The sequence below is a fragment of the Aeromonas sp. 604282 genome, assembly GCF_049170575.1.
Lineage (GTDB): Bacteria > Pseudomonadota > Gammaproteobacteria > Enterobacterales > Aeromonadaceae > Aeromonas > Aeromonas veronii_A.
Map to the genome: position 1 here is coordinate 402,596 of NZ_JAAKMV010000002.1, position 17,973 is coordinate 420,568.

Consider the following 17,973-nt stretch of genomic DNA (forward strand, 5'->3'; position numbering starts at 1 on the left):
CAAGCCGGGAACGCACCCGGCGAGGAGCAAAGATGACCTCTATCGTGATCAGTGGCTCAGGCCTCTATACCCCACCCTTTGCCGTCAGCAATGAAGAGCTGGTGGCTGCCTTCAACCAGTATGTGGATCTCTACAACGAGGAGAACGCCTCTGCCATCGACGCCGGCCAGCTCCCCGCCAAGCAGCACTCCAGCTGCGAGTTCATCGAGAAGGCTTCCGGCATCAAGAGCCGTTATCTGGTGAGCCGCGAGGGGGTGCTCAACCCCGATATCATGCAGCCGCTGCTGGCGGAGCGGCCCGATGAGATGCCCTCCATCATGGTGGAGATGGCGGTGGCCGCCGCCGAGCAGGCGCTGATCGCCGCCGGTCGCGAGCCCGGCGAGATCGATTTGGTGATCGTGGCCGCCTCCAACATGCCGCGCCCCTACCCGGCGCTGGCTATCGAGCTGCAGCACTATCTGGGGGCGAGCGGCATGGCCTTTGACATGAACGTGGCCTGCTCGTCCGCCACCTTCGGCATCAAGACAGCCGCCGACATGCTGGCGGCTGGCACCGCCAATGTGGCGCTGGTAGTCAATCCGGAGATCTGCTCGGGGCACCTCAATTTTCGCGATCGGGATAGTCACTTTATCTTCGGCGATGCCTGCACCGCGGTGCTGCTGGAGCGGGAAGCCGATTGCAAGGTGGCCAATCCATGGCAACTGGTGGCCAGCAAGCTGGTGACCCAATACTCCAACAACATCCGCAACAACTTCGGCTTTCTGAACCGGCTGAGCCCGCGCACCCGCTACGGCGACGACAAGCTGTTTCGCCAGCAGGGGCGCAAGGTGTTCAAGGAGGTGTTACCGCTGGTGTGCGACCAGATTGCCAACCAGCTCGACGAGCAGGGCTGGCCCGCCGAGAGCCTGAACCGGCTCTGGCTCCATCAGGCCAACCTCACCATGAACCAGTTCATCGGTCGCAAGCTGCTCGGTCACGATGCCAGCCAGCAGGAGGCGCCGATCATTCTCGACAGCTACGGCAACACCAGCTCGGCAGGCTCCATCATTGCGTTTCACCTTCACAACGGTGACCTTCCTGCCGGGGCCCGCGGCGTCCTCTGCTCGTTTGGTGCCGGTTACTCCATCGGCAGTCTGCTGCTACAACGACAGTAACAGAGTGCGCGGGGAAAATGGCCCGCGCCCTGCACTCTGGTTGGGGCTTGGTACTGTTTCGCCACTAGCCCCTCTCCCAGCCCCCCTTGCGAGAGGAGAAGATGGGCATAAGAGAGTGGTCAGACCATGACTATTGATCCGAAAACACCGGACTACTGTGACAACGCATACCGACAAGCCATTGATGAAAAACTTATTTTTCAGATTGGTTGCAATTTTTGAGTACCATGGTGCAACGGGGCGATATCTGGATCACAAGATGACAGGAAAAGGCTGCAATTTGTCATCCTTTGCCAATGATGGCTTCCAATGAATTCGAGGTTTGCTATCATCCGGAGACATTTCTAATCTGTCGCCGGCTACAAAAGAATCCCCTCATGTACACACAGTTCTTCGGCCTATCTGAACCGCCCTTCTCTATCTCGCCCAATCCCAAATACCTCTATATGAGTGAGCGCCACGGCGAAGCCCTTGCTCACCTCAACTACGGATTGCAGGATGGCGGCGGCTTTGTGCTGCTGACCGGCGAAGTGGGCACTGGCAAAACCACCGTCTCCCGCTGCCTGTTGCAGCAGTTGCCAGCAGAGACCGAGATCGCCTACATCCTCAACCCCTCCCTGACCGAACGGGATCTGCTGGCCGCCATCTGTGACGAGTTTCAACTCCCCTACCCCGCCGAGGCCGGGATCAAGCAACTGTTCGACCTGATCCGCGACCACCTGCTGGCCAACCTGACCGCAGGCAAGCGCAGCGTGGTACTGGTGGATGAGGCCCAACATCTGTTGCCCGGGGTATTGGAGCAGTTGCGTCTGCTGACCAACCTGGAAACCGACGAGAAAAAACTGCTGCAAATCGTGCTGATCGGCCAACCCGAACTGCAACAGATGCTGCGCCTGCCCCTGTTGCGCCAACTGGCCCAGCGCATCACCGCCCGCTACCACCTGCTGCCCCTCTCCGCCACCGATGTGGATGCCTACGTCCGCTTCCGGCTGCAAGTAGCCGGTTGTGTGCAGCCCATTTTTACCCCCAGAGCGATCCAGACGCTGCATCGGCTCTCCGGCGGCATTCCGCGCCTGATCAACCTCATCTGCGATCGCGCCCTGCTCGCCGCCTTCGCCCGTGGCAGCTACAAGATTGTCCACAGCGATATCAGCCAGGCCGCCTTCGAGGTCAATGGCGTTCGGGACGAAGGGAGCTGGGCCTCCGGTCTGATGGTGACGCTGGCGGGCGCCCTGCTGGTGGCCGCAGGCTGGTGGGGCTGGCAATTTTTCGGCGTGTTCCCCACCCGTCCGGTAGTCAAGGTCGAGGTACCAGTCACCATCGACGAAACCGCCGAGCAGCAGGAGCAGCTGACCGAGGCGATCAATCAGGCCATCGACCCCGACAGCGCCATGCAGAATCTCTATCGGGTCTGGGGTTATGAACCGGAACCGTTCGAGGCAACATGTGACAACGCGCCCCGTGCCGGTCTGCGCTGTCAGGAGGGAGAGGCAAGCCTCGACGAGCTGCGCGCCCTGCAGTATCCCGCCATGATCACGCTCACTGACCAGAATGGCGGTCTCTATTACGCCACCCTGGTCAATCTGGGGCCAAGCAAGGCCAGCCTGATGATCGGCAACCAGAGCTGGCAAGTGGATCGCCAGTGGCTCACCGACAACTGGGGTGGCAGCTATACCCTGCTCTGGCGCATGCCGAAAGGGGGCGTCAGCCTGATCGCCAGCAATGCCGGACAGACCCAGATCCAGTGGCTCGACAACGCCCTGAGCCGAGCATTGCAACAACCCGAACGCAAGGTGCGCCGTTTCGATGGCGAGCTCAAGACCAAACTGCAGCAGTTCCAGCGGGATCAGGGGCTCACCCCTGATGGCATCGCCGGCAGCAACACCCTGCTGCGGCTCAACGCTCTCTCCGGCGAACCCATGCCAAGACTGGAGGAGGCCTCCTGATGTCTACCCTGCTCAATGCTCTGCGCCGTGCCCAGCAGCCTTCGCAACAGAGCCATATTCCCGCCATGGGGCTAGCAGTAGCCCGCGAAGAGACGCAACCCGCGCGCCGTATCGGCTGGCTGCTGGCCCCCCTTGCCCTGCTACTGGGGGCGGGTGCCAACTATGGCTGGCATCTAATCCACCTGCGTCCCATCGAGGAGAAGGTGGAGGTAAAAGAGGTGATTGCCTCCCCCTTCGTGCGGGTTGAGCCCAAGGCGATGGTGACCCGTCCGCTGCCCCCGCCCCTGCCGGAACCTGTGGTGCAGCAGCCCAGGGTTGCTGCAGCTGCCAGCAATCCGGCAACCAGTCGACCGACCTTGGCCGAACAGCTGATGCGCGCCCTCAACGAAACACCGCTGCAACAGGAATCGGGTACAGTTCCCCAAGGCGTGCAGCCGGCCCAGCTGATGTCGCTGAATGCCGCTCCGCTTTCGGTTCGCCAGCAAGTGCCCGCATTCAGCTATGGCTCCCATGTGTTCTCATCCAATCCGGCCAAGCGGGCCGTGGTGCTCAATGGCCGGGAATATCGGGAAGGAAGCGAAATCGCCCCCGGAGTCCTGCTCGCCACCATAGACCAGCAGTACATTGTGCTGCAGGTCGGAGGCCAGAGCGTAACCCTCAAGGCGTTGCAGGATTGGCGAGGGTGAGTACGCACCTGTCCCTGATGATCGCTGGCCAGCAGGATGCGCCTCACCTGAGTGACACTTTTATGAGCATTCAAAGGGTTACGGTGTGATGAAATATCCATTTTTACAGTTTGGTGTGCCCGGACCCGTTGTGTCACAGCACGCAGCCGTACACAATACGCAGCCGCCCCAGAACCTGGAATTTGTTGATTAATATGACGCTACGATTCAGGGATGACATCTTGACCCTGCTGCTGGCCCGGTGCCGGCAGCTTCCTTTGACTCACGTCACTGGAGTGTTCTTTCTGGCGCTGCTGTTGATGCTGGCACAACAGAGCGCAGCACTCACCTGGCGCTTGCTCACCCTGGCAAACCCGCAATCCAGCCAGCCGTGGCAACCTTCCACCGTAGCGGTCAGCGGCCAGAGCAGCCCGCGCCTTGAGCTGGATGAGGTAAGCCGACTGGCGCTGTTTGGCAAGGCGATCCCCAAGGCGCAGGCCAAAGCCGCAGTGGCCGCCAATGCGCCGCGTACCCAGCTCAATGCCCAACTCAACGGGGTGCTGGCCAGCTCAGATCCATCCAAATCCATCGCTATCATCGCCATGTCCGGCATCCAGAACTCATATGGTATTGGCGACATGATTGACGGCACCCAGGCGCGGATCCGGCAGGTCTATCCGGATCGGGTGATCATCGAGCGGGATGGCCGCGACGAGACCCTGATGCTGGATGGCGAGGAGTATGGCAAGCCGCTGCCGCAAACCAACTCTGCTCCTCTTGGCTCCCTGCGCAGCGAGCTGATGGCCGACCCGGGCAAGATCACCGATTACCTCAATATTTCACCGGTTCAAGTGGATGGCCGCATGACCGGCTATCGCCTCAACCCGGGCCCCCATCCGGAATTTTTCAACCAGAGCGGGCTGCAGGCCAATGACCTGGCCATCAGCATCAACGGGCTGGATTTACGGGACAACATGCAAGCCATGCAGGCGATGCAGCAGCTGGCTGGCGCAACGGAAATGACAGTGACCGTCGAGCGACAGGGCGAACAGTTCGATGTCTATGTGCGCTTGTCAGAATAATGATTTGGAGTCGTACCAATAATGACAACTAAAGGGAAAGGCTGGCGTCTGGCCACTATCGCAGCGGCACTGATGATGGCGGGCTCAGCCTGGGCCACCGAATACTCTGCCAGTTTCAAGAACACCGACATTGAAGAGTTCATCAATACGGTGGGCAAGAACCTCAATAAAACCATCATCATAGAGCCTTCGGTGCGCGGCAAGATCAACGTGCGCAGCTACGACCTGCTCAACGAGGAGCAGTACTACCAGTTCTTTCTGAGCGTACTCGACGTCTACGGCTTTGCCGTGGTGCCGATGGATAACGGCGTGCTCAAGATACTGCGCTCACGGGATGCCAAGACCTCCGCCATTCCGGTGGTGGATGGCAGCAACCCGGGCATGGGCGACGAGATGGTGACCCGGGTCGTGCCGGTGCGCAACGTCTCGGTGCGTGAACTGGCTCCCCTGCTGCGCCAGCTCAACGATAACGCCGGTGGTGGCAATGTGGTGCACTACGAGCCCTCAAACGTGCTGCTCATCACCGGCCGCGCTGCCGTGGTCAATCGTCTGGTGGAAGTGGTCAACCGGGTCGACCGTGCTGGCGATCAGGATGTGGACATCATCAAGCTCAAGTTTGCCTCGGCGGGCGAGATGGTTCGCTTGGTGACCAACCTCAACAAGGATGGCAATCCGCAAGGAGGCACCGCCTCCCTGCTGCTCTCCCCCAAGGTGGTGGCTGACGAGCGCACCAACTCGGTGGTAGTGAGTGGAGAGCCGAAAGCGCGCGCCCGCATCATCCAGATGGTACGCCAGCTCGACCGTGACCTGCAGAGTCAGGGCAATACCCGGGTCTTCTATCTCAAATATGGCAAGGCCAAGGACATGGTCGATGTGCTCAAGGGGGTCAGCTCCAGCATCGAGGCCGACAAGAAAGGGGGTGGCAGCGCAGCCGCTACCAGTGGCGGCAGTATCGGCGGCGGCAAGCTGGCCATCTCGGCCGACGAGACTACCAATGCTCTGGTCATCACCGCCCAACCAGACGTGATGGCCGAGCTCGAACAGGTCATCGCCAAGCTCGACATCCGCCGCGCCCAGGTGCTGGTAGAGGCGATCATCGTCGAAATGCAGGATGCCGATGGCCTCAACCTCGGCGTCCAGTGGGGCAATGCCAATGGCGGCGGTACCCAGTTCACGAACACAGGGCTCCCCATCACTGGTGCCATCGCCGCGGGCAAGGATTACCAGAATGGCAAGACCGATGGTGCTGCCAAGTTGCTAGAGAGCTTTAACGGGATGGCTGCCGGTTTCTATCACGGCGACTGGGCCATGCTGGCGACGGCGCTGGCCTCCAATACCAAGAACGATATTCTCTCCACCCCGAGTATCGTCACCATGGATAACAAGGAGGCCTCCTTCAACGTCGGTCAGGAGGTTCCGGTCCAGAGCGGCTCACAGACCTCCACTACCAGTGATCAGGTGTTCAGCACTATCGAGCGCAAGACAGTGGGCACCAAGCTGACGGTCACGCCGCAGATCAATGAAGGGGATTCGGTGCTGCTCAACATCGAGCAGGAAGTCTCGAGCGTGGGTAAACAGGCAACAGGAACAGACGGTCTGGGACCCACCTTCGATACCCGTACCGTCAAGAACTCCGTGCTGGTAAAGAGTGGCGAAACCGTGGTGCTGGGCGGCCTGATGGATGAGCAGACCAAGGAGGAGATCTCCAAGGTACCACTACTCGGCGATATCCCGGTACTGGGCTATTTGTTCCGTTCTACCGCCAACAGTACCTCCAAGCGCAACCTGATGGTCTTTATCCGGCCCACCATCTTGCGCGATGCGGACGTCTACTCCGGCATCTCCAGTAACAAGTACAGTCTGTTCCGCGCCGAGCAGCTCAATGCGGCCTCGCAGGAGGGCTACCTCACCTCCCCCGCCCGTCAGGTATTGCCCGCCTACGGTCAGGATGTGATGGTATCACCCGAGCTGCAAAAAGAGATTCAGAAGCAGATCAACGAGATGCAGAACAGACAGCAGAGCGCCGTCGAAACCACCACCCCCTTTGTGCAGAGCCGTCCCTGATGAGTGCCTACCATCTTGACGGCGGCGAGTTGCCGCCCCCGCTGCCGGAGCTGCCCTTCGCCTTTGCCCGCAATTTCGGGGTGATCCTGATTGAGCGGGAAGGGGCACCTGTGTTGCAGTGCCGCCCCGGCGTAACCCCGCAAGCCCTGCTGGAAGTACGGCGGGTAGCCGGTTGCCGCTTCGCGGTAGAGCAGCTCGACAACGAGTCCTTCGAAGAGCTGCTGATGGCCCACTATCAGCGCGACTCCTCCGAGGCACGTCAGCTGATGGAAGATCTCGGCAACGAGATGGACTTCTTTGCGCTGGCCGAAGAGCTGCCCCAGAGCGAAGACCTGCTGGACGCTGATGACGACGCCCCCATCATTCGCCTCATCAACGCCATGCTGAGCGAGGCGATCAAGGAGGAGGCCTCAGATATCCATATCGAGACCTTCGAGCGGGCACTGGTGATCCGGTTTCGCATCGATGGGGTGCTGCGGGAGATCCTGCGTCCCCATCGCAAGCTGGCCTCACTGCTGGTCTCGCGGATCAAGGTGATGTCGCGGATGGACATCGCCGAAAAGCGGGTGCCGCAGGATGGCCGCATCTCGTTGCGCATCGGCGGCCGCGCCGTCGACGTGCGGGTCTCCACCATGCCGTCCAGCTACGGCGAGCGGGTGGTACTGCGTCTGCTCGACAAGAACACCATTCGCCTCGAGCTCAAGCAGCTCGGCATGACGGCGCGCAACCGCAGCATCATCAGCGAGCTTATCCGCAAGCCCCACGGCATTATCCTGGTCACCGGCCCGACCGGTTCAGGTAAATCCACCACCCTCTATGCGGCGCTCTCCGAAATCAACTCTCGGGATCGCAACATTTTGACGGTGGAAGACCCCATCGAATATGACCTCGAAGGAGTGGGCCAGACCCAGGTCAACAGCAAGGTAGACATGACCTTCGCCCGCGGCCTGCGCGCCATTCTGCGCCAGGATCCGGATGTGGTGATGGTGGGGGAAATCCGTGACCTCGAGACCGCCCAGATCGCGGTACAGGCATCCCTCACCGGTCACCTGGTGATGTCGACCCTGCACACCAATACCGCCATCGGCGCCATCACCCGGATGCGGGACATGGGGATCGAGCCCTTCCTGCTCTCCTCCTCCCTGCTGGCGGTGCTGGCCCAGCGGCTGGTGCGCACCCTCTGCCCCGATTGCCGCGCCCCGCGCCCGGCCACCGAGCAGGAGCGTCTCGCCATGGGCATCAAGCTGGAGCCGGATCAGCCTATCTGGCATCCGGTGGGCTGCGAACAGTGCAACCACACCGGCTATCGCGGTCGCACCGGCATCCACGAACTGGTGGTGGTTGACGAGGCGGTGCGTGAAGCCATTCACGGTGCCAGCGGCGAGATGACCATTGAACGGCTGATCCGCGGCCACACCCCCAGCATCCGCCGCGATGGCATCGACAAGGTGCTCAAGGGGCAGACCAGCCTCGAAGAGGTACTGCGCGTGACCCGGGAAGATTGAGATGGCGGCATTCGAATACAAGGCCCTCGATAACAAGGGGCGTAGCAAGAGCGGCGTGATGGAGGGCGACTCGGCCCGTCAGGTACGCCAGCTGCTGCGCGAGCAGGGGCTCACCCCGCTCGAGGTCAACGAGACCACCGAGAAGGCGAAACGGGAGGCAACCCGCTTCGCCCTGTTCCGTCGCGGTGCCAGCACTGCCGAGCTGGCCCTGATCACTCGCCAGCTGGCCACCCTGGTCGGTGCCGGTCTCACCATCGAAGAGGCGCTCAAGGCCGTGGCCGAGCAGTGCGAAAAGGCCCACTTGCGCTCTCTGGTGGCGACCGTGCGCAGCAAGGTAGTGGAAGGTTATTCGCTGGCCGACTCGCTGGGGGCCTTTCCCCATGTGTTCGACCAGCTGTTTCGCTCCATGGTGGCGGCCGGTGAAAAGTCGGGCCATCTGGAAAAAGTGCTCAACCGCCTCGCTGACTACACCGAGCAGCGCCAGCATATGCGCACCAAGCTGCTGCAGGCGATGATCTACCCCATCGTATTGACCTGCGTCGCCATCGGGGTTATCTCGATCCTGCTCACCGCCGTGGTGCCCAAGGTGGTTGCCCAGTTTGAACACATGGGTCAGCAGCTGCCGGGCACCACCCGTTTTCTCATCGGCACCAGCGAACTGATGCAGGCATACGGCCTCTGGTTCCTGCTGCTGATCTTCCTCGGCAGCTTTGTCTGGCGCTGGTGGCTCACCGACGAGAAGCGCCGCCGGCGCTGGCATCAGGTGCTGCTCGGCCTGCCGGTGATTGGCCGGGTCAGCCGCGGTCTCAACACCGCCCGTTTCGCCCGCACTTTAAGCATTCTCAACGCCAGTGCGGTGCCGCTGCTGGAGGGGATGAAGATCGCCGGTGAAGTGCTCTCCAACGACTTTGCCAGAATGCGCATTCTCGAGGCCGCCGAACGGGTGCGCGAAGGGACCAGTCTGCGCAAGTCGCTGACCGAGACCAAAATTTTCCCGCCCATGATGCTGCACATGATCGCCTCCGGCGAGCAGAGCGGCGAGCTCGACAGCATGCTGGAGCGGGCGGCAGACAACCAGGATCGGGAGTTTGAATCCCAGGTCAATATCGCCCTCGGGGTATTCGAACCCATGCTGGTGGTCTCCATGGCCGGGGTAGTGCTGTTTATCGTGATGTCGATCCTGCAGCCGATCCTCGAGCTCAACAATATGGTGAATATGTAAGTTTCCGGTGTTCGGTGATGCCGCTGGCGGCCCGTCGAACCCACCCAGTGATCACTCTCTGATGGGTCATCCCATCTCATTCGTTACGGAGCAACTCATGAACAAACGTCGTCAATCCGGTTTTACCCTGCTGGAAGTCATGGTGGTCATCGTGATCCTCGGCATTCTGGCCAGCCTGGTGGTGCCCAACCTGATGGGCAACAAGGAGAAGGCTGACCAGCAGAAAGCGGTCTCCGATATCGTGGCGCTGGAAAACGCCCTCGACATGTACAAGCTGGACAACAACCGCTACCCGACCACCGAACAGGGTCTGGAGGCACTGGTGACCAAGCCCTCCATCGATCCGGCACCGCGTAGCTACCGCGATGGCGGCTACATCAAGCGCCTGCCGCAAGATCCCTGGGGCAACCCCTACCAGCTGCTGAGCCCGGGCCAGTTCGGCAAGATCGATATCTTCTCCATGGGTCTGGATGGCGAAGCCGGTACCGATGACGACATCGGCAACTGGAACCTGAAGGATTTCCAATAAGTGATGTGCCGCCACCCCATGCAGTCCGCCTTGCTGGAGCAGCCTGAATGAGGGCTGCACCATCTGCCCGTTGTCAATCCGGCTTTACCCTGCTGGAGGTGCTGCTCGTTGCCATGTTGATGGGTCGGCTTGAGGCTACCGCTATGCAGTTGAGGCTGGTGCCATGAAACATACTCGCCAAGCTGGCTTTACTCTGCTGGAAGTGTTGCTGGTTGCCATGCTGATGGGGCTGGTGGCCACCGCCGTCACCCTCAGCATGGGGGGCGCAAAAGGTGACAGGGAAATCGACAAGCAGGCGCGCCGCCTGATGGCGACCCTGCAACTGGCGCAGGAGTATGCGGTGATGGATGGTCGCCTGGTGGGCATTCGCATCGAGGATAACGGCTGGCAGTTTATGCAGCGTCAGGCCAGGGATCGCAAGTGGCTGGCCCTGGCCGGCGACAAACAGCTGGGCCCGGTACAACTGCCCGACGAGATGACCCTGACGCTCGAACTGGAGGGATTTGGCTGGCAGCCGGATCCCGATGAAGAGCGAGAAAAGAAACGGGATGCGAAGGAGCGTACCCCGCAGCTCCTTATCTTCCCCGGTGGTGAACTGACCCCCTTTACCCTTACCTTCAGCCAGCAGGGTGACGATGCGCGTTACACCCGCCTTGTCAGGGGTGACGAGTTTGGACGTCTCACCCTGTTCACCGGCGATGAGGATGAAAAAGGGAACAACCCATCATGAACGCCTGCAGGATGATGTTGTTTGATAAATCTGTGATGGTGGCGCCACCGCTGTGCCAACTACGCCCTCTACAGGTGACACGATGAATGCGCGCGGCATGACGTTACTCGAAGTGATGGTAGCGCTGGCGGTCTTTGCCATTGCCGGTCTCGCGGTCATGAAGACCGCCAGCGAGCACCTCTCGGCCCTCAACTATCTGGAGCAGAAAACCCTGGCCACCTGGGTGGTGGAGAACCAGCTGGTGCAACAGAAGCTCGAGAACAAGTGGCCCGGCAACAGCTGGGTAGAGGGGGAGGAGCAGATGGCGGGCAGTACCTGGTACTGGCGCTATCGTGGCGTCGCGACCAGCGACAGCAACTTCAAGGCACTGGACATGGAAGTGCGCACCGAAGCCAGGGCAGAGAACCCGGTCGCCATGATGCGGACCTATATCAGCCGATGACCCAGCTCTTCGCCCGTACACCTCGCCCCATCCGCCAGGCCGGTTTCACCCTGCTCGAAATGCTGGTGGCCATCGCCATCTTCGCCACCCTCAGCATGGGCGCCTATCAGGTGCTGCAGGGAGTGCTCACCAGTGACGAAGTGGCCAAGCGCAAGGAGGCCCGCCTCAACGAATTGCAGCTCGCCTTCACCCTGCTGGAGCGGGATGTCACCCAGATGGTGCCGCGCAGCGGCCGCATCGAGGGGGAGAACAACAAGGTGCTGCTGGCGGCCTCCCGGTTCGGCCAGCAGAGCGATGACTGGGGTATGGCCTTTATGCGCAGCGGCTGGCTCAACCCCGATGGCATGCTGCCCCGCTCCCATCTGCAGCGGGTCGGCTGGCGGCTCAAGGGGCAGACGCTGGAGCGCCTCAGCTACCTCTATCCGGATCCGGTGATCGGCACCGAGCCACGTATCCAGCCGATTCTGACAGGGGTCACCGCCTTTCGCCTCTACTTCTACGACAAGGGCAACTGGAAGGAGGAGTGGACCCAACGCAGCGTGCTCCCCTACGGGCTGGCAGTGGAGCTGGATCTGGAAGATTACGGCACCATTCGTCGTCAGTTTCTGATTGGTGCCGGTGGCCAGCGCGCCGAAGAGAACAGCCAGAGCAGCAACCCCGATCAAGGGAGCGGCAACGGCAATACCCATGGCGGCAATGGTGACAGCCAGAATGGAGGGGGCGCCAATGGGGGCTAATCTCCCGGGCCGCCAGCGCGGCATGGCACTGCTGGTGGTGCTGCTGATCCTCTCGGTGATGGTAATCATCGCCAGCAATATGAGCGGCCGCCTGCAGCTCGAGCTGCGCCGCACCGCCAACATCACCACAGGTAAACAGGCATGGTGGTATGCCCTCTCGGCTGAGGCGCTGGTGAGCAAGGTACTGGCCCAGGATTTCAAAGACAGCCCAGAGGTGGTGCACCTGGGTCAGAACTGGGCCCGCAAGGATGCCATCTTTCCGGTGGATGATGGCCAGCTCAAGGGCGAGGTGACCGACCTGCAATCCTGCTTCAACCTCAACAGCCTGAGCGTGGCATCGAAGGCGGGGAGCGATGAGGATCTGGCGCAGCAGCCCTATCCGGTGCAAGTGTTTCGCACACTGCTCAAGGAGCTGGCGATGGATGATTACGAGGCAGCCCAGCTCACTGACGCCATCCGCGACTGGACGGACAAGGATACGGTGCTGGTCTCCAGCCTAGGGGCCGAGGATGCCTACTACGAGGGACTCAAGCCTCCCTACCTCACCGCCAACCAGTGGATGCTGGGCAAGGATGAGCTGCGGGCGGTGCGCGGGGTGACGGCCAGGGTCTACGCAAAACTGGCCCCCTACGTCTGCGCCCTGCCAAACGACAAGCTGAAGATCAATATCAACACCCTGCTGCCCGAACACCCCGAGCTGCTGGCAGCCCTCTATCTGGGCAAGATTGGCAGCGATGACGCCAAGCGGGTACTGACCGAGCGGCCGAAGAAGGGGTGGAAAGAGAGCAAGCTGATGACGGATCAGCTGCCCGTACCTCTTGAAACCGTCAAGGGGCTCAAGGAGGCGCTGGTGGTCAAGAGCGACTTTTTCGAGGCCCACGTGGTCGCCGAGGTCGGTGACAACCGCGCCTGGCTGGAGAGCACCTTCCAGCGGGGCAAGGACAACAAGCTGGTCATGCTGCGCCGCCTCAATAGCGGCGCCGAATAAACAACGCTGGCGGGAGCGACTCCCGTCAGGGAAAACCTTGGATGCAGCCTGCGGGCTGCGCACCGGTTGCGTGGGCCTGGCCCACACGAACCGGTATCGCAGGAGAAAGAGGCGTGAGCGAGAGTCTGGTCATCCGTCTGGGGACCACTAAACAACAACCGGTCGCCTGGCTGGTCTGGTCGAGTCAGGAGCAGGAGATCATCGCCTCCGGCGAGCTCCCTTCGGCCGATGCGCTGAGCGAACTGCAGGAGCGTGCCGGCGGCCGCCCCGTGGTCACGCTAGTGCCGGGCAGCGATCTGATATTCCGTCGGGTCACCCTGCCAGGACGATACAACCGTCAATCGGCGGCAGCCCTCCCCTATCTGCTGGAGGAGCAGATCGCCTCCGATGTGGATGAGCTGCATCTGGTGGTACTGGCTCACGACGGCCCGCAGGTAGATCTGATGGCGGTGGATCGGCAGAAGATGGCCCAGTGGCTCGGCTGGCTAGAGACAGCAGGACTCAAGGGCCTGCAGCTGTTGCCAGACGTGCTGGCACTGCCGCAGACCACTGATGGCTGGTCTGCGCTGCAACTCGGCAACGAGTGGCTGTTACGCCAGGGCCCCTGTCAGGGGATCGTCGCCGACGAACCGCTGCTCGCCATCTTGCTGGCCGCAGAAGCTGAACCCGTCACAATTTATAGCCACACGCCGGCGCCCGCCATTGCGGCGGCCAACTGGCAGCCGGCCGAACCCGAACTGCCCATGCTGCTGCTAGCCAAAGGGGCCCTCACCTGCCGCGCCAACCTGCTGACCGGCCCCTACCGCCCCCAGACCGAATATGCCCGCTACTGGCTGCAGTGGCGCAAGGTAGTCATTACCGCCGCCCTGTTGCTGCTGGTGGCGCTGGGCCAGCGCGGGGTACAGCTCTATCAGCTCACCGAGCAGGACAAGGCGCTGAAAGCGGAGATCCGCGCCGTCTATACCCGCATCTTCCCGGGAGAGAGCCGCATCGTTAACGTGCGCAGCCAGATGACCCAGCACCTGAAACAGATAGGACAGGCCCCGCAAAACGGCGTGCTGCTGATGCTCACCGAACTGGCCCCCACCTTTGCCGAAGTGCCCGGCCTCAAGCCACAGGTGATGCGTTTTGACGCCAGCCGTCGCGAACTGCGGCTGCAGGTGACCGCCCCCGGTTTTGCCGAGATCGAGCGGTTCCGCGAGCTGGCGGGCAAACAATTCGAGGTACAGCAAGGCGAGGTGCGCAGCACCGAGGGCAAGGTTGAAGGGGCGCTGGTGCTCAAGGGTAAATCATCATGATGGAAAAATTGCAGAGCTGGTGGCACGGCATCACAGCACGGGAACAGCGGCTGGTGGTCGCAGGCGGCGTTCTGCTGCTGGTCGGCCTCTTCTACTGGAGTGTCTGGCATCCTCTCAACAACCGCATCGCCGAGCGCGAACGCCAGGTGCAAAACCAGCAGCAGACCCTCGCCTGGCTCAAGGAAAAAGGTGAAGTGGTGTTGGCCATGCAAGGGAGTACGGGGAGTCAGATCGACACCAGCGGCACCCTGGAGGGGGTGGTCAACCGCACTGCCTTCAACCACAAGATCAAGATTGCCCGGCTGCAACCCCAGGGGCAGGAGCTGCAGGTGTGGATCGACACGGTCCAGTTTGATGACCTGCTGCTCTGGCTCTCCACCCTGGTGGAGCAGCACGGCATTCAGGTTCAAATCATCGAGATCGCCCGCGAGGATCTGGCCCCGGGTCTGGTCAAGGTCAGACGTTTGCAGTTGAGTCGTCCACAATGAAAAAACGCATCCTGATTGCCAGCCTGTTTCTGGCCACCTATCTGGTCTTCCTGCTCGCCACCCTGCCCGCAGCACTGGTAGCGCGCTATCTGCCGCTGCCTGCCAACATTGCCAACCGGCTGAAACTGGAAGGGGTGAGCGGCACCCTCTGGAGTGGCCAGATCGCCCGACTGCAATATGCCAGCGAATCGGTGAACCAGTTGCGTTGGGATCTCAACGGCTGGTCGCTGCTACGCTTCGCTCCCGAAGTGACCATTCGCTTTGGCGATCGCAACGGACTCAACGGTCAGGGCGTTGTCGGCTGGAATGGCGCCGCCTTCGGCCGCGACCTAACCCTCAATGCCCCCGCCCCCTGGTTGCTGAGCCGGGTGCCGATGCGACTGCCGCTCCCGATCACTGTCACCGGTCAGCTGCAGCTCAAAGTGGAGCAGTTTGCCCAGGGTAACCCCTGGTGTGACAACCTCTACGGTAACCTCGACTGGTACAACGCCAGCGCCGATACCCCGGCCGGCAAGCTGGATCTGGCCGACCCCGAGCTGAAACTCACCTGCCTCGACTCCAGACTGGTGGCCGAACTCAAGCAGGGCTCCGATGCGGTGCAGACCATGGGTCGCCTCGAGCTGCAACCCAATGGCCAATACCTGTTTCAGGGCACCCTGAAGCCGGGCCCCGAATTGCCGCCGCAGATGCAGCAAGGGCTCCCTTTCCTCGGTCAGCCCGACAGTCAGGGCCGCTTCCCCCTGCGCTACCAGGGGCGGATCTAATTCACCATCCCACCAACCCCGGAGCCACGCCGGGGTTGTTTTTTCCTCTTTGTACCTCTCCGCTCACTGAACTGCCCCCCTCAGCCCTTACTCATTCTGCTCTTACGTACTGTCACGTCCCCTGCCCCCCTCTCCTTCAACCCGATCAGCGCAGCAACAACCAGCCTCACCGGTCAATCCATTTGCCGCCAATGGTCAATGAGCGAACACCGAGCTGAAAAAGAGGCAACTCGCCCCAGCAAAATTGAATATCAATCAGGTTGCATTAATTGATAAATGTGAGCAGTCACCCGTTATTGATCTTTTCCAGCCAGATCACAGCCGCCCACCAGAGCATAAAAATAACCAACTGAAAAATAACAACTAAAAAAGAAAAACATCCTCTTTACGCCCCATTTCATCTCATTTCCTTTGTGCCCACCCATCAGAAGTGTGAGCAACGGCAAAACGATAGGTCAACCAAAGACAATTGATATAAGTATCGAAATACCAGATGCAAAGCAGAGGTCGATACAATTAGGTCAACTGGAGATGATTGATTTGTCTTGCTAGCGCGACAGGCACGCATCTCGACTGATCTGTCTATTTGATTTTCAAGCGTTGAGGGAAGGGTTATGGAAAAGAAGCGTATCTACCTGTTTTGCTCTGCAGGCATGTCCACATCACTGCTGGTCTCAAAGATGAGGGCCCAAGCGGAAAAATATGATGTGCCGGTGCTGATCGATGCCTACCCGGAGACTCTGGCTGGCGAGAAGGGACAGGATGCCGACCTGGTGCTGCTGGGGCCACAAATCGCCTACATGCTGCCGGAGATCCAGCAACAGCTGCCGGGCAAACCGGTCGAGGTGATTGACACCCTGCTCTACGGCAAGGTCGACGGGCTGGGCGTGCTGAAAGCCGCCGTCGCCGCCATCAAGAAGAGCCTCGCATAGGTAAGGAGATCCCTGTGAGCAACATCATCGCATCGTTGGAGAAGGTCATACTGCCCATTGCCGTCAAGCTGGGCAAACAGCCTCATGTCAACGCCATCAAGAACGGCTTTATCAAGATGATGCCCCTGACACTGGTCGGGGCCATGTTCGTACTGATCAACAACGTGTTCCTGAGCTTTGGCGAAGGATCCTTCTTCTACTCCATCGGTGTGCGGCTCGATCCTGCCACCATCGCCACCCTGGACGGCCTCAAGAGCATCGGCGGCAACGTCTATAACGGCACTCTGGGGATCATGTCCCTGATGGCCCCCTTCTTTATCGGTCTGGCGCTGGCCGAAGAGCGCAAGAGCGATCCCCTGGCATCGGGCCTGCTCTCGGTAGCGGCCTTTATGACCGTCACCCCGTTCAGCGTGGGCGACGCCTATGCGGTGGGCGCCAACTGGCTGGGCGGAGCCAACATCATTTCCGGCATGCTGATCGGTATCGTCGTGGCCGAGATGTTCGCCTTTATCGTCCGTCGCAACTGGGTGATCACCCTGCCTGACAGCGTGCCGGCCTCGGTCTCCCGCTCGTTCTCCGCGCTCATTCCGGGCTTTATCATCCTATCCATCATGGGGGTCATCTCCTATCTGCTGAGCGATGCGGGCACCAACTTCCACCAGCTGATCATGGACAGCATCGCCAAGCCGCTGTCCAATATGAGCGGTCTGGTCGGCTGGGTCTATGTGGTGTTCTCCTCCTTCCTCTGGTTCTTCGGGGTACACGGCATGCTGGCGCTCACCGCGCTGGAATCCGGCATTCTGTTCCCCTTCGCCCTGGAAAACGTCGCCCTCTACAACCAGTACGGCTCGGTTGAAGCGGCGCTGGAGGCAGGCAAACAGTTCCACTTCTGGGCCAAACCGATCACCGACTCCTTCGTCTTCCTCGGCGGCACCGGTGCCACCCTTGGCCTTATCCTGGCCATCTTTATGGTCTCCCGTCGCGATGACTACCGTCAGGTGGCCAAGCTGGGCCTGCCCTCCGGCCTGTTCCAGATCAACGAGCCCATCCTGTTCGGCTTGCCGGTCATCATGAACCCCATCCTGCTGGTGCCCTTCATTCTGGTGCACCCGGTACTGATGGGGATCACCATGGCGGCCTACTACGCCGGGATCATCCCGCCCATCACCAACATTGCGCCCTGGACCATGCCAACCGGCCTGGGTGCCTTCTTCAACACCAACGGCAGCGTGGCCGCCTTCTGTCTGGCGATATTCAACCTGGGGGTCGCGACCATGATGTATATCCCCTTCGTGTTGATTGCCAACAAGGCGCAGAACGTCATCGATGAAGAAGAGGAGAGCGAAGAGGATATCGCTCTGGCTCTGAAGTTCTGATAACCGCCATTCCAATGACAGCAAGGGAGGAGCAAAACTCCTCCCCTAACA

Annotated in this window: 18 protein-coding genes; all 18 read left to right on the top strand. The window is 60.8% G+C overall.

Annotation, left to right across the window (positions count from 1 at the left end):
• The first annotated feature begins 32 nt into the window (after nucleotides 1-32).
• Complete coding sequence (locus tag G5367_RS04830; protein WP_337072352.1) at nucleotides 33-1,154, top strand: beta-ketoacyl-ACP synthase III; 1,122 nt, start codon at nucleotides 33-35, stop codon at nucleotides 1,152-1,154.
• 377 nt (nucleotides 1,155-1,531) lie between these two features.
• On the top strand, nucleotides 1,532-3,100 hold the full coding sequence (locus tag G5367_RS04835) for an ExeA family protein (RefSeq protein WP_421211945.1): 1,569 nt from the start codon (nucleotides 1,532-1,534) through the stop codon (nucleotides 3,098-3,100).
• Complete coding sequence (exeB, locus tag G5367_RS04840; RefSeq protein ID WP_421211947.1) at nucleotides 3,100-3,786, top strand: GspB family T2SS assembly factor variant ExeB; 687 nt, start codon at nucleotides 3,100-3,102, stop codon at nucleotides 3,784-3,786. Before G5367_RS04835 ends, exeB begins: the two co-directional genes overlap by 1 nt.
• 221 nt (nucleotides 3,787-4,007) lie before the next feature.
• On the top strand, nucleotides 4,008-4,847 hold the full coding sequence (gene exeC, locus G5367_RS04845) for a GspC family type II secretion system variant ExeC (RefSeq protein WP_421211949.1): 840 nt from the start codon (nucleotides 4,008-4,010) through the stop codon (nucleotides 4,845-4,847).
• A 21-nt stretch (nucleotides 4,848-4,868) separates the two neighbouring features.
• A complete protein-coding gene (exeD, locus tag G5367_RS04850) occupies nucleotides 4,869-6,911 on the top strand; it encodes a GspD family T2SS secretin variant ExeD (RefSeq protein WP_216978321.1) in 2,043 nt (680 codons plus the stop codon).
• Nucleotides 6,911-8,416 (top strand): type II secretion system ATPase GspE, encoded by a 1,506-nt coding sequence (gspE, locus tag G5367_RS04855; protein ID WP_216978320.1) that lies wholly within the window; start codon nucleotides 6,911-6,913, stop codon nucleotides 8,414-8,416. The genes exeD and gspE overlap by 1 nt, the downstream gene beginning before the upstream one ends.
• 1 nt (nucleotide 8,417) lies before the next feature.
• The gene (gene exeF, locus G5367_RS04860; protein WP_005347516.1) at nucleotides 8,418-9,638 is read left to right on the top strand and encodes a GspF family T2SS innner membrane protein variant ExeF; all 1,221 of its coding nucleotides are present in this window, start codon (nucleotides 8,418-8,420) and stop codon (nucleotides 9,636-9,638) included.
• A 97-nt stretch (nucleotides 9,639-9,735) separates the two neighbouring features.
• Complete coding sequence (exeG, locus tag G5367_RS04865) at nucleotides 9,736-10,167, top strand: GspG family T2SS major pseudopilin variant ExeG (protein ID WP_005347518.1); 432 nt, start codon at nucleotides 9,736-9,738, stop codon at nucleotides 10,165-10,167.
• A 47-nt stretch (nucleotides 10,168-10,214) separates the two neighbouring features.
• A complete protein-coding gene (locus G5367_RS04870) occupies nucleotides 10,215-10,334 on the top strand; it encodes a type II secretion system protein (RefSeq protein WP_421211953.1) in 120 nt (39 codons plus the stop codon).
• On the top strand, nucleotides 10,331-10,897 hold the full coding sequence (gene exeH / locus G5367_RS04875) for a GspH family T2SS minor pseudopilin variant ExeH (protein ID WP_421211955.1): 567 nt from the start codon (nucleotides 10,331-10,333) through the stop codon (nucleotides 10,895-10,897). The genes G5367_RS04870 and exeH overlap by 4 nt, the downstream gene beginning before the upstream one ends.
• A gap of 82 nt (nucleotides 10,898-10,979) precedes the next feature.
• Nucleotides 10,980-11,339 carry a GspI family T2SS minor pseudopilin variant ExeI gene (gene exeI / locus G5367_RS04880; protein WP_005347523.1) on the top strand — a complete coding sequence of 120 codons (360 nt, stop codon included), beginning with the start codon at nucleotides 10,980-10,982 and terminating at the stop codon, nucleotides 11,337-11,339.
• The gene (gene gspJ / locus G5367_RS04885; RefSeq protein ID WP_421244335.1) at nucleotides 11,336-12,076 is read left to right on the top strand and encodes a type II secretion system minor pseudopilin GspJ; all 741 of its coding nucleotides are present in this window, start codon (nucleotides 11,336-11,338) and stop codon (nucleotides 12,074-12,076) included. The genes exeI and gspJ overlap by 4 nt, the downstream gene beginning before the upstream one ends.
• Nucleotides 12,066-13,064: a GspK family T2SS minor pseudopilin variant ExeK gene (exeK, locus tag G5367_RS04890; RefSeq protein WP_421244334.1), complete on the top strand. Its 999-nt coding sequence runs from the start codon at nucleotides 12,066-12,068 to the stop codon at nucleotides 13,062-13,064. The genes gspJ and exeK overlap by 11 nt, the downstream gene beginning before the upstream one ends.
• A gap of 113 nt (nucleotides 13,065-13,177) precedes the next feature.
• Entirely contained in the window at nucleotides 13,178-14,362 is a 1,185-nt protein-coding gene (gene exeL, locus G5367_RS04895) for a GspL family type II secretion system protein ExeL (protein ID WP_236348877.1), read from the top strand.
• A complete protein-coding gene (exeM, locus tag G5367_RS04900) occupies nucleotides 14,359-14,850 on the top strand; it encodes a GspM family type II secretion system protein ExeM (protein WP_005347538.1) in 492 nt (163 codons plus the stop codon). The genes exeL and exeM overlap by 4 nt, the downstream gene beginning before the upstream one ends.
• Nucleotides 14,847-15,614, top strand: a complete 768-nt coding sequence (gene exeN, locus G5367_RS04905; protein ID WP_421244332.1) for a GspN family type II secretion system protein ExeN — start codon at nucleotides 14,847-14,849, stop codon at nucleotides 15,612-15,614. The genes exeM and exeN overlap by 4 nt, the downstream gene beginning before the upstream one ends.
• Before the next feature lie 614 nt (nucleotides 15,615-16,228).
• On the top strand, nucleotides 16,229-16,546 hold the full coding sequence (locus G5367_RS04910; protein WP_005347542.1) for a PTS sugar transporter subunit IIB: 318 nt from the start codon (nucleotides 16,229-16,231) through the stop codon (nucleotides 16,544-16,546).
• 14 nt (nucleotides 16,547-16,560) lie between these two features.
• Entirely contained in the window at nucleotides 16,561-17,922 is a 1,362-nt protein-coding gene (gene chbC / locus G5367_RS04915; RefSeq protein WP_160881214.1) for a PTS N,N'-diacetylchitobiose transporter subunit IIC, read from the top strand.
• Nucleotides 17,923-17,973 lie beyond the last annotated feature (51 nt).